Origin of the sequence: Gillisia sp. Hel_I_86 (genome assembly GCF_007827275.1) — a bacterium.
Lineage (GTDB): Bacteria > Bacteroidota > Bacteroidia > Flavobacteriales > Flavobacteriaceae > Gillisia.
The window spans coordinates 2,745,439-2,758,665 of record NZ_VISE01000001.1; the positions used below are offsets into that span (position 1 = coordinate 2,745,439).

General features: G+C 34.8%; 11 protein-coding genes. All 11 read left to right on the forward strand.

Annotated features, from left to right (window positions below):
- The first annotated feature begins 48 nt into the window (after positions 1-48).
- The 11 genes from JM83_RS12410 (at position 49) to JM83_RS12460 (ending at position 13,216) form a co-directional block, all read left to right on the forward strand.
- Positions 49-945 carry a family 16 glycosylhydrolase gene (locus JM83_RS12410; protein WP_144962460.1) on the forward strand — a complete coding sequence of 299 codons (897 nt, stop codon included), beginning with the start codon at positions 49-51 and terminating at the stop codon, positions 943-945.
- A gap of 122 nt (positions 946-1,067) precedes the next feature.
- Positions 1,068-1,829 carry a polysaccharide biosynthesis/export family protein gene (locus tag JM83_RS12415; RefSeq protein ID WP_144962461.1) on the forward strand — a complete coding sequence of 254 codons (762 nt, stop codon included), beginning with the start codon at positions 1,068-1,070 and terminating at the stop codon, positions 1,827-1,829.
- Between the two features lie 20 nt (positions 1,830-1,849).
- A complete protein-coding gene (locus JM83_RS12420) occupies positions 1,850-4,183 on the forward strand; it encodes a GumC family protein (protein WP_144962462.1) in 2,334 nt (777 codons plus the stop codon).
- 186 nt (positions 4,184-4,369) lie between these two features.
- A complete protein-coding gene (gene rfbF, locus JM83_RS12425) occupies positions 4,370-5,161 on the forward strand; it encodes a glucose-1-phosphate cytidylyltransferase (RefSeq protein ID WP_144962463.1) in 792 nt (263 codons plus the stop codon).
- 33 nt (positions 5,162-5,194) lie between these two features.
- The gene (rfbG, locus tag JM83_RS12430; RefSeq protein ID WP_144962464.1) at positions 5,195-6,280 is read left to right on the forward strand and encodes a CDP-glucose 4,6-dehydratase; all 1,086 of its coding nucleotides are present in this window, start codon (positions 5,195-5,197) and stop codon (positions 6,278-6,280) included.
- Positions 6,281-6,285: 5 nt separating this feature from the next.
- Complete coding sequence (locus JM83_RS12435; RefSeq protein WP_144962465.1) at positions 6,286-6,810, forward strand: dTDP-4-dehydrorhamnose 3,5-epimerase family protein; 525 nt, start codon at positions 6,286-6,288, stop codon at positions 6,808-6,810.
- Positions 6,811-6,840: 30 nt separating this feature from the next.
- Complete coding sequence (locus JM83_RS12440; protein ID WP_144962466.1) at positions 6,841-8,070, forward strand: class I SAM-dependent methyltransferase; 1,230 nt, start codon at positions 6,841-6,843, stop codon at positions 8,068-8,070.
- A gap of 3 nt (positions 8,071-8,073) precedes the next feature.
- A complete protein-coding gene (locus JM83_RS12445; protein ID WP_144962467.1) occupies positions 8,074-9,204 on the forward strand; it encodes a glycosyltransferase family 4 protein in 1,131 nt (376 codons plus the stop codon).
- 80 nt (positions 9,205-9,284) lie between these two features.
- Positions 9,285-10,667, forward strand: coding sequence for an MATE family efflux transporter (locus JM83_RS12450; RefSeq protein ID WP_144962468.1), 1,383 nt, complete (start codon positions 9,285-9,287; stop codon positions 10,665-10,667).
- Between the two features lie 9 nt (positions 10,668-10,676).
- On the forward strand, positions 10,677-11,918 hold the full coding sequence (locus JM83_RS12455; protein WP_144962469.1) for a glycosyltransferase: 1,242 nt from the start codon (positions 10,677-10,679) through the stop codon (positions 11,916-11,918).
- Positions 11,918-13,216, forward strand: coding sequence for a hypothetical protein (locus JM83_RS12460; protein WP_144962470.1), 1,299 nt, complete (start codon positions 11,918-11,920; stop codon positions 13,214-13,216). Before JM83_RS12455 ends, JM83_RS12460 begins: the two co-directional genes overlap by 1 nt.
- The last annotated feature ends 11 nt before the right edge of the window (positions 13,217-13,227 follow it).

Genomic DNA, 13,227 nt, shown 5'->3' on the forward strand with positions numbered 1-13,227 from the left:
ATGGACGGAATAATATATATTTACCCACATAAATAAAATAAGTTGTTCATGAAGAAAAAACTAACATTTAATACAATCTTATTGGCAGTAACTCTAAGTTTTATTTTATTGGGTTGCAACAAGACGGATGATACCATAGATGAGGGTACTGGGGAAGAAAGGACAAAAATAATAATGGAAATTCCCAGCGGGGGAAATCTTGATAGTTATAACTGGAACAATGCCACACTGGTTTGGAGTCAAGATTTTGATGATTTCTCCTTTAAGGACAACTGGGTTTTTGAAAAAAATTACAACAATCCCGGCAATAATGATCAATTGCAAAAATATACAGAAGAAAATGTAGAGTTAAACAATGGAACGTTAAAACTATATGCTAAAAAAGTTGGTGTAGGTCAAAACAAAGGAGACTATACTTCTTCCAGGTTAAGCGGAAAATTTGCATTTCAATACGGTCGCATAGAAATTAACGCTAAACTTCCTACAGGTGAAAAGCCTGGAATTTGGTTTAAATTAGCATTACTTGGTAATAATATAGATGTTGTGGGCTATCCAAACAGTGGTGAAATTGATATAATGGAATATTTTAGTTCTTTGCCCAATACCTATAATGTTACCGTACATTCTGCAGCGAACAACGAAAATAACGGTAATTTAATAAGCTCAAGAAATGTGCTGGAGACTTTGGAGGAAGAATTTCATACCTATGGAATTTTATGGACCAATAATTATATTAAATTTTATATGGACCAGCCAGAAAATATAGTTTATACGCTGGACCGTCCATCCAATGCCACAGAATTCAATTGGCCCTTTGACCAGCCTTTTTATCTTTTAATAGATACGGTTGTAGGGGGAAGATATGCCGGAGCCCAAGGAGTGGATGACTCTATGTTTCCAGCGGTTATGGAAATAGATTATATAAGGGTATACCATGCCAAATAAATAATAATGTCTTCCCTTATAAGGAATGGATAAATTTATAATTGATATCTTCAGGATATATAGAATACCCAAAAAATCAAATAGTTTTTAATTAGTACTTATAAAATATACCACCTTCAGCTATGATAAAATTTAAAAAATATTTTTACTTATGCGTTGCGGTTTTATCATTGGCCTCCTGTACAAATCTGAAAAAGGCGACCTACTTCAATAATATCCCAGACTCCCAGTTCCAATCGAACATCGAAAACTTGGCACCTGTTTTAAGGGAGAATGATTTGTTAAGCATTTTGGTAAGCAGTTTAAATCCAGGGGCCACAGAGGTTTTTAATCCAGTGAATAGTTCAGAAACAGCTAAAAACAATGACAATTGGGCTCCGGAATATTTAATAGATGAAGAAGGTTATATACGTTTTCCCTTTCTAGGAAAAATTAAAGCTGCAGGTAAAACAAAGCAAGATTTAAGAGAAGAAATTACTAATGAACTAATAAAAAGAAAATTATTGGTAGAACCTATAGTGAATATAAGGTATCTGAATTTTAAAGTTTCGGTTATGGGAGAAGTGGAAAACCCTGCGGTTTTGACAATTCCCAGCGAAAAAGTAAGTTTGTTGGAAGCCTTGAGCTTAGCCGGAGACCTTACCATTTATGCTCAAAGGGACAATGTGCTCTTGATCAGGGAAGAAAATGGCGTTAAAAATCTTATACGAATCGATTTAACTTCCGATGACATATTTACTTCTCCAAATTATTATTTAAAACCGAATGATGTACTTTATGTGCAACCCAACGAATCTAAAGTAGCGAGTACCTCAAGACTTATAGTTTGGCTGCCCGTAATAATTAGTGCGCTGTCTTTTGGGATCATTGCAGTTACTAGATAATATATCGAAAATTAGATTTTATGTCCTACAATAATAAATCGGCCAAAAACGAGAACCTGTTCAGCTCTATGATGGATTTGTTTTTTCCATTTTGGCCGTTGCTTGCAGTAATTTTGGTAGTGGTTTTATTTCTGGCCTGGGGCTATAAAAATTATGCTACCCCTATTTACGAGGTTTCCGCTACATTGATCATCAAAGATGAGAATAAAGGGGTAGATAATTCAAAAATGGTGGAATCCATGAGTCCCTTCGATTCAAAAAAAATCGTGGAAAATGAGATCAAGGTAATCCAATCCCCCGATATCATGAAAAAGGTGGTAGATACCCTGAACCTTTATGCCCCAGTTTATGAAGAAAAGGATTTTTTTGGTTTGAATATAAAATCGGTTTCTGCTTACAATTCTTCACCTATTCAGATTAAGCTTAAAAATCCAGATGAGATCGTAATTGAAAAAGATGTTCCTGCTGAACATTATTTTACAGTCGATTTTTCCAAAAAAAATGTAAAGGTTGATGGAAGAATCTATCCTCTAAACGAATGGGTGGATAGTCCTTTTGGAAAAATCATGTTTTATCCCAATAAAAATAAAGTTCAACAGGCCAAAAAACCCCTATACTTTATTTTGATAAACCCTCGTAGCGTTACCCAAAGTTTACTGAAATCACTTGAAGTTGCCCCGCCAGAAAAATTGTCTACCGTAATCAATCTCTATTTGCAAGATGCGGTGCCCAACAGGGGGGAAGATATTTTGAACGGTATAATAGCAGCCTACAACCAAAATGGCATTGAAGACAAGAATATTTTGGCTGCGAACACCATGAAATTTATTGAAGCCCGCATTCGCAATATAGGAAATGAACTTGATACACTTGAAAGCGAAAATGAGCAGTATCGTTCTTCCAAAGGTGTTGTGGACCTTAGCCAGCAAAGCAGGATATATTTACAGGATGCCGGGCATAATGACCAACGAATTGCCGATATAAGGCTCAAACTTTCCGTATTGGATAAAGTAGAAAATTATATCTTATCAAAAGATGGAGGGGGAAGTATTGTTCCTTCTACTTTGGGAATAGATGATCCCGTGTTAACGCAATTGCTCCAGAAGCTTTACAATTCTGAAATAGAGTATGAACGCCTAAAAAAAACCACGGCGGTCAATAACCCAATGTTGACTTCACTTGCCGATGAAATTAATAAAATACGTCCCAATATTTTGGACAATGTACAAAGCCAAAAAAGCAATCTTAATGCAAGCCTTTCCAATCTATACAGCAATTCCGGAAAATATACTTCGGCTTTACAGACCATTCCCGAAAAAGAACGGAAACTTTTGGAAATTACCCGTAGGAGAGCGGTAAAACAAGAAATTTTTGCTTCTTTATTGCAGAAAAGGGAAGAAATAGCGCTGTCTTTTATGCCTACTAATGGGCAGGATATAGTAGTTACCAGTGCCCAGGCCTCTTTAGAGCCTGTAAGTCCTAAAGGAATTAAAATTTATGGAATCGCAATTTTTCTTGGAGCAGGCCTATGGATTGCCTATGTGACTGGTAAAGAAATGATGAACAAAAAAATTCTTTTCCGTTCAGAAATTGAAGAATCTACCAATTTACCTGTTATCGGGGAATTGTCTTATTTAAAAGGAGATAAACAACTATCCTTAAATAAGCCCGAAGATATACCTTTTATTGAGCAGTTTAGGCAGCTGGATGCTCAATTGGGACTTTATAGCAGAACCTTTAGGAAAAAGAAAATTTTGGTTACCTCAAGTTTGTCAGGGGAAGGTAAAAGTTTTGTAAGCAAGAACCTGGCATATAGTTTAGCTCAAACAGGGAAAAAGGTTGTTTTACTGGATATGGATTTTAGAAAGCCTAATGCTACTAAGGCTTTCAACTTAAAGGACCATAAAGGGATAGTAGATTACTTAAAGGGGGAAGCCAGCCTGGATAGTATTGTAATTACTTCAGAACTGGATACTAATTTAGATATCCTTCCGGCAGGGACCAAAGGAGGTGACCATACCCAATTGCTTTTAAACGGTAAATTGGAACTCCTTTTTGAGAAATTATCTGAAAGGTATGATTATGTTATTATGGATTCTGCTCCTATTGGATTGATCTCTGATGCAAATTTGCTTGCCGAATTCAGTGAGATCACCCTATTAGTAGTTAGGCATGGTTTTACTCCTAAAAAAATCGTTCGAAGATTGGATCAAAATCTGGGAGATAAGAACTTGCAACATATAGGGATAATCTTCAATGGATTGAAAAAAAGAGGTTTAGTGAAGGAAGATAGTGGGTATGGATATGGGTATGGCCAAGCTTATGGATATGGGGCCTATGTACAAAAAAGATGAACTAACTATTTGTTTTTTTAGCAATACAATAGTGAATGGTAAAAGCAAAAAAGAGTAGGATCAAACTATTTTTTATGTGAATGACATATTTTTTAAAGGTGGAGTATTAAGTTATCCCCTATAAAAACCACAATAATAGAAGGTAATCTAGAGGGGAACAGAAAATCGTCCAAAAAAACTAAAAGTATGAAAGTGTTAATTTTAGCAGGAGGCTTAGGCTCTAGGCTTTCGGAAGAAACCGGATTAAAACCAAAGCCCATGATAGAAATAGGAAATAAACCTATACTCTGGCATATTATGAAAACATATTCCTATTATGGGTTTAATGATTTCATTATCCTTTTAGGATATAAAGGATCCATGATAAAGGAGTACTTCAGCAATTACTACCTCCACAATTCAGATATTACTTTTGATTTTGCAGAGAACAAAACTATATATAGAAAAAATAAAACAGAGCCATGGAAGGTCACATTAATAGATACCGGTCAAGATACCATGACTGGCGGTAGGATAAAACGGGCTAAAGAATATATAGGACACAATACATTTATGCTTACTTATGGAGATGGTGTTTCTAATATAAACATAAATAATCTTCTAAATTTCCATAAAGCCCACGGCAAGATCCTTACAATTACTGCTGTGCAACCAGAAGGAAGGTTTGGATCCTTGATTACAGATAATAATGATAAAGTTCTAAAGTTTACCGAAAAGCCCAAGGGTGATGGAAAATGGATAAATGGAGGTTATTTTATTTGTGAGCCTGAAATAATGGATTATATAACTGATGATAATACAATATTCGAGAATGAACCACTTAGAAACCTAGCCAAATCTGGAAATGCTTTTTCATATAAACATTTTGGTTTCTGGAAGCCTATGGATACTTTGAGGGATAAAAGACAATTAGATGCATTTATTAAAAATAAGACAGCGCCTTGGATAAAATGGGAATCCAGCCCTGAAAAAGCATAGTGAATTTTTAGATAAATTTTTAAATCGAATTTTTTGGAAAAAAAGTTTTTTAAGGGAAAAAAAGTTCTCATTACGGGACATACTGGTTTTAAAGGAGCCTGGTTAAGTCTGTTACTAAATAAATTTGGCGCACAAGTATTTGGTTATGCTTTAAATCCTCCAACCTCCCCTAATCTATACGATTTGGTATATAGCGAAAGGTTCATCCAATCATATATTGGCGATATTAGGGATTTTGAGCGGTTGAAAGATTTTATTAAGGAAACCCAACCGCAAATCATCATTCATTTGGCGGCGCAGTCATTGGTAAAGGCTTCATATAAAGACCCTCGTTTTACATTCGAAACAAATGTTATGGGAACAGTAAACATTTTGGAAGCGGCCAGGACCACAGGAACTGTTAAAGTTATTCTAAATGTTACTACAGATAAATGTTATGAAAATAAAGAGTGGGTTTGGGGATATAGGGAAGATGACGTTCTTGGTGGCCACGATCCTTATTCCAATAGCAAAGCCTGTTCAGAACTTATAACTGCCTCTTATCGAAATGCCTTTTTTAAAACAGATGGAAATGATAAAAATGGAATTGCCGTTGCTACAGCGCGTTCAGGTAATATCATTGGTGGGGGCGACTGGTCCTTAGATCGACTGGTTCCAGATTTCATGAGGTCGATGCAGGCTCTAGAAAATGTGGTTATTAGAAATCCGGGTGCTACAAGACCTTGGCAATTTATTTTAGATTCCCTTTTTGGGTATTTGATCCTGGTTAAGAAATTATACACAGAAGGTCAAGATTATGCTGGAAGTTGGAATTTTGGGCCGGGAGAGGATCATAATAAAACCGTTGGATGGGTGGTGTCCCAGTTATGTATAAACTGGGGAGGAAATGCTTCTTATACGATAGAAGATACATCGAACGAGCACGAAGCTAAATTTTTAAAACTCGATTCCTCAAAAGCTAAAAGGAGGTTGGCTTGGTCGAATGTTTATTCTTTAGAAGAAGGGGTTGACAAAACCGTGGAATGGTATAAAGAATATTTAAATGGTAAAATGGTACGTGAGCTATGCGAATTTCAAATTGATGAATTTATGAAAATCAAAGATTCAAGGGATAAATAACAACTATGGAATTTATAGAAACTGCTTTAAAAGGAGCCTATATCATAACACTCGATCCAAAAGGAGATAAAAGGGGTTCATTTACACGAATATTTTGTGAAAAAGAATTAGCTGAAATTGGATTTGATAAAAAAATAGTACAAATTAACCATTCTATTACCGAGGAAAAATGCACAATAAGGGGGATGCATTATCAAGTGGGTACCGCATCAGAAATTAAAATTATCAGGGTAATCAAAGGGAGTGTTTATGATGTTATTGTGGATATGAGACCTGATTCTGATACCTTTCTAAAGTGGATATCCAATAATTTGTCAGAAGATTCCCCACAAATATTATATGTGCCCGAGGGCTTTGCCCACGGTTTTCAAACCTTGAGCAAGGATGTAGAAATAATTTATCAGCATTCTTCCTTTTACGATCCTAATTTCGAACGGGGTTTCCCCTATGATGATTCCAAAATAGGGATTTCCTGGCCTTTTCCTGTATCTGTTGTTTCAGAAAGGGACTTAAACCATCCTAATTTATAATCTGAATTTTAATAACAAATCTGTTGAACTATGAACTGTCGTCATTGCCAAAAAAAACTTGAACATGTTTTTTTGGATTTAGGCTTTGCCCCACCTTCGAATGCATATTTAGAGGAAGCAAATCTTAACGAACCTGAAGTGTATTTTCCATTAAAATTGTATGTGTGCAGCAATTGTTGGTTAGTTCAAATTGCTGATTATGCAAGTAAGGAAGAATTGTTTAAGGACGATTATTCCTATTTCTCATCTATTTCTAAATCATGGTTGGACCACGCATTCCAGTATTCTGAGAAAATAACTAGTTCCCTTGAATTAAATGCTTCAAGCCAAATAATTGAAATAGGATCCAATGACGGTTACCTATTAAAGAATTTTGTGAAAAATGGAATTCCATCTTTGGGTATTGAACCAACCTCCGGAACTGCTGATAAAGCTATTTCTTTAGGTATCCCGGTAATAAAGCAGTTTTTTAGTCTAAAACTAGCAAAACAATTAGCTGGGAATGGTCAAAAAGCAGATTTGATTGTTGGAAATAATGTTTATGCCCACGTACCCGACATAAATGATTTTACAGCTGCCATAAAAATGCTCCTAAAAGAAAGAGGTACAGTAACGCTTGAATTTCCACATTTATTTAATTTGCTGAAATTCAACCAATTCGATACCGTTTACCATGAACACTATTCCTATTTATCAGTATTCACAACTTCTAAAATTTTTGAAGAAAATGGGCTAAGGATTTTTAAGGTAGAAAAACTCCCAACTCATGGTGGAAGCGTTAGGGTATATGGTTGTAACCTTGAAGACTCCCGGGAAATAGAACCGAGTGTAAAAGAAATTATGGACCAGGAAAAAAATGCAGGAATGCAAGACCTGAAAATCTACGATGCATTTCAGGAAAAAGCCAACACTTTAAAAAATGATTTGATTTCTTTTTTAATTGAAAAAAAGAAAAAAAATGAACTTGTGGCTGCATATGGAGCCGCAGCAAAAGGGAACACCCTACTTAATTATGCCGGAATTAAAAGTGATTTATTACCTTTTGTATGTGATGCCGCCCCTTCAAAACAAGGTAAGTTTATGCCTGGAAGTCATATCCCTATCTTGCACCCTAGTGCCCTTATAAATAAAAATAAACCTAAGTGGCTTTTAATCTTACCATGGAATATTAGCAAAGAAATTATACAGCAACAGGCTGAATTAAAAAATACCGGGACGCGTTTTGTTGTGGGAGTTCCAGAATTGAACATAATAGCGTAATTTATGAAACGATTGCTTGAAATAGTACCATTTTATTCTTTGGACGAAGCATTGGAATACCTTGAAAATGGCGGTGATTTATTGCCGCTGCATCATGTGTGGTGTTACGATCAATTCAAAAAGGAGGGATATGAAGTTCTTTTCATTGAAAATAAACCTAGTGGGATCCTTGGTAAAATAGGAAAATTTATAAAAATCGATAACCTTCAACAACAACTGCAGGTAATACGTAGGGCAAAAGAATATGACGTGATTTTCGATCCTTTTATGCAATTTACTTTTTTAATAGCTCTTTTTAAAATTTTCTATTTATTTAAAAAACCCATATTAACAATTGCACAGCGGGCCTATGTTGTTAATAAGAAAAATCCATTAAAACGTGCCCGGCAATATTTAACGCGGTATGTTTATTTTAAAGGAATAGATAAAATTGTCTTTATCAATCAATCAATTTTCATAGAAAGCAAAAAACACAAAATTGAAGGCAACACAGATTATCTAAGATTTTGGGGGGTGGACCATTATTTTTTTCAGAATTATAATAGGGCACAAGTAGAACCACCTCATTTAGATTTTATTTATTCAACTGGCGGGAGTGGACGAGATTATAATACCCTATTAAAATCTTTTAAAAATATTAATTTTGATCTTCATATAACTGCCAGGCCTAATTTTGAAAGTGAACTAAAAACCGAAATCCCCTCAAATGTATATGTAGATAATTCTATAATCCCTGGTTTAACCTCTACTGGCCAGCTTCGTGAAGAATATTATAATTGTTTGGCCGTAGCAATACCTCTTGAAGAAACCTCCTCTTTCTCACCTTTTGGCAGTACTGTTGTTTTTGAAGCAATGGCAGCTGGCAAAGCTATTATAGCTACAGATAACAAGGCCTATCCATTTAATATAGAAAAAGAGGGAATTGGGATATTGGTTGATTATTATGATGAGACTGGTTGGGAAAAGGCCATCAATTTTTTGATCAATAATCCACAAAAGGCTAAAGAAATGGGGGAAAAAGGTCAGCGGTTAAGTTGTGATATATATAATTATTCTGCATTTTCAAATGAAATATTGACTCATGCAGATACCTTAATTAAGAAATTCAATTTCCGGGTTCACTCCAATAAATAAAGCGAGTTTACAAAAATATCTTCTTTATTTGTCAGAAGAAATCTATTAGCCTACGGTGCCTAAAAAAGTAATTATTATTTATGATTAAAAGAAATCTTATACCCTTATTTACTTTTTTCCGGAAATTCCTAAATAAAGGTCAGGAACGCAGTATTAAGGCAAAAAAAAACATTCTTACCTCGCTCTTAATAAAAGGAGGTAGTATAGTCATCAGTTTGGTGCTTGTGCCCCTAACGATCAACTATGTTAATGCGGATCGTTATGGAATTTGGTTGACAATCAGTTCTATAGTTGCCTGGTTTAGTTTTTTTGATATAGGGCTAACTCAAGGTTTGCGCAATAAATTTGCTGAAGCAAAAGCTTCCGGTGATGATGAGAGTGCCCAGGTTTTTGTGAGTACGGCCTACGCGATCTTAACCATCGTTTTTTTAAGTGTCTGGATTTTATTTCTTTTTATAAATCCGTTTTTGGATTGGAGCAACATGCTTAATTTAGCTAACGATTATAAATCAGAACTTTCTATACTTGTTTTGATTGTGTTTACCTATTTCTGCTTTCAGTTTGTTTTTAAGATAATTACTACGATAATGACAGCAGATCAAGAACCTGCAAAAGCATCTTTGATTGATCTAGTATCGCAAATTCTATCCCTGATCATCATTGGTTTGTTGGTGATGACTACATCGGGATCACTGATCTATTTGGGACTTGCTTTATGCCTTTCCCCCTTAGTTACGCTGATCGCTGCTAATTTGCTTTTGTTTAGAACAAAATATAGACCTTATAGGCCTACATTATCTAAGGTTAAGTTCTCACATGCCAAAAGTCTTTTCAATTTGGGTATGATGTTTTTTGTGATTCAAATTGCTGCTATTGTACAATTTGAAACTGCAAATATTATAATCGCCAGGAATTTTGGTCCCTCACAGGTTACTTCCTACAATATTGTTTATAAATACTTTAATGTGCTTACGATGGGGTTTGTTATTTTTCTTTCCCCATTTTGGTCAGCTTCTACAGAGGCATATTTAAAAAAAGACATAGAATGGATAAAAAACAGCATGAGAAAATACAATTTGTTGAACATCGCATTTGTTTTTATTGGAGGTGTAATGCTAATTTTTTCAAATAAAATCTATGACCTCTGGTTGGGAGCGGGAACCGTTGAGATTAGCTTTCCCCTTTCCCTTTGGGGGTTTATATATGTGTCTACGATTATCTTTGGTTCTAAATATGTTAGTTTTTTAAATGGAATCAGTGCATTATATATACAGTTTTGGGCAAGTATTTTTAGCCCCATTATATTCATAGGTTTGGTTTTCTTGTTCCTTAATTATTTTAGGATGGGTGTTTATGCGCTATTTATAGCTTCTGTTTTAGCCAATATCAATGGATTTATAATAGCTCCACTGCAATATTATATGATAATCGTTAAGAATAAAAAAGGGCTCTGGCTTAAATAAAATCTAAATATGGCTAATTTAAAGATACTTCATCTTCAGTATGGCTCTTCCAAGGCCAGTCCAGGCAATAGACTTCATAAGGCCTTTTTAGAAGCCGGGGCTAATTCCAGTCTTCTTTCCTTATACGGTGAGATAGACGCGGAAGAGAATATTTGTAGTCTAGAGAGAAAGGCTCGTTGGGTTTCTAAGATGAATAACTGGGTCGAATCCTATTTAAAAAGAAGAATGACCTCTCAATTTGGTATTTTTTCCTATCCAGTTATTGGTTCCAATATTTCGGAAATGAATGTGGTTAGAGAAGTAGATGTCATATATATTCATTGGGTGCTCAACGGTTTTTTAAGCATTAAAAATATAGAGCAATTGGTTAAGCTCAATAAGCCGATAATATTTTTTATGCATGATATGTGGACTATTACGGGAGGGTGCCACCACAGCTTTGGCTGTGATAAATACATGGAACACTGCCATAACTGCAAATTTTTTATAGGTGATAAGAAGAATGATTTATCTACTAGTGAATTTAAAAGAAAGAAAAAATTATTTTCAACATATGATAATGTATATTTTATAGCTCCGAGTAAATGGCTGTTTAACTGCGCTAAACAGTCTGCACTTACAAAGGAAAAACCTGTATTTTATATCCCTAATTATTTAGACGATAAAATATTCAAACCATTTGAGAAAAACGTTGCTAAAAAGATACTTAATATTGATAAAGATGATATTGTTATTGCTTTTGGTGCCATCTCCATTGGTAGTCCCTATAAAGGTTGGGAGTATCTGCAGAAGGCCTTGGAAATAATGGAAGAAGATGGCAATTTTAAAAATGTGAGTATATTGATATTTGGAAGTGGTTACAACAAAGAGGTTGCCGAAGCGATACCGTTTAAAACAAAATTCATGGGATTTCTTACTAATGAATATGCAACAAACCTTATGTATAATGCAGCCGATGTATTCCTCGCACCTTCCCTTGCTGATAATCTTCCTTATTCCATATTAGAATCACAATATTGCGGCACTCCCGTGGTTGCTTTTAATACAGGAGGAATACCAGATTTGATCGACCATAAAAATAACGGGTATCTTGCAAATTATAAGGATTCGCATGATTTAGCTACTGGTATAAAGTATTGTATTGATAATGATGTTAAGGGTTATGCCTTGCCGGAGTTTGAAGGGGATTTGATTATGGGGAAACATTTGGGATTAATCGAACAAATTTTGAACTCAGACAGTTGTTTTTAATGAACCAGGAAATTTTAGAAGATCATTTATTTTTGGGCCGCAGGGACAGGCAGGTACTCAATCTTTTCTGGTTTGGGTTTATACTATATACTGCAAGTTATACAATTTCTACTACCGATACTGTAAATTATAATGTGTTTCAGACTTTTCAAATAATAGGGATTTTTATTTTTGTCCCTACGGCCATTCATTTAATGAGCTATACTATAAAAAACAGCTATTTACAAGTATTATATACCCTATATTTAATATGGTTGCTAGTAATAGTAATAAGGGGTGTTGAGTTTAATTATGATTCTATAAAGTTTATTCTCTTTGATGCATGGTTTGGTGTTTTTTTGTATTTAGTCCCACTTTTTTTATTCTTGCCCAAGAAATTGATTTGCTATAAGCAGCTTTTTGATGTTATTATTATTTTAGGGGTAATTTATATTATTTATGACTTTGTATATATTAAAGAACTCATGCGTGCCGGACAAGACCTGCAAAGTCAGGCCATTGTTGAATATTTTTCTAAAACTTTGGCCACCCCAAGTTTATTTTTACTGCTTACCTATAGGTATCATACTTTTCGAAGAAGGGTATTTTCAATAGGCATATTGGTAATAACCTTATTCTTTGCAGTAGTTAGGGCAAGGAGAGGTTTGTTGTTAATGGAATTGCTTCCATTGGTATTGGTTTATCTTCTCTATCTTTCCAATAATAGTAGTAAATTTTTTATTGTTTTAATGTCAATTTTCCTAGGGGGATTTTTAATAATGTTCGGAATGGAGTTGTTTAATGCGGAACAAGACGGCCTGTTCGGCAATCTTATGGACCGGGGCTTGGAAGATACGAGATCGCTTGTTGAAACTTGTTTTTATCAGGATATGAGCGTTAAAGACTGGCTAATAGGCCGCGGATTGATGGGGGAATATTTTTGTCCGGGAATAGATGTTAATGAGGTGACCGGCTATAGAGGTACTATTGAGACGGATTATCTCCAACTAATCTTGAAAGGCGGATTAATTTCCTTGTCTCTCTTTCTCCTAATAACAATCCCCGCTATTTTCAAAGGACTTTTCAATTCAAATAATTTGCTTAGCAAAGCAGCAGCTATGTGGATAATATGGGCATTGATAATTATGTACCCTTCAACTATTCATACCTTCACCATGCAGTATATTTTATTATGGATAGCTGTTGGCATTTGCTACTCCAAAACTATAAGAAATATCCCAGAACAAATTCTTGTGGATTATTTTAGAGGTTCTAAAAACACTCATGAGATAGCTGAGGACCTGCAAAATCAAACCTAAAAAATTTAAAA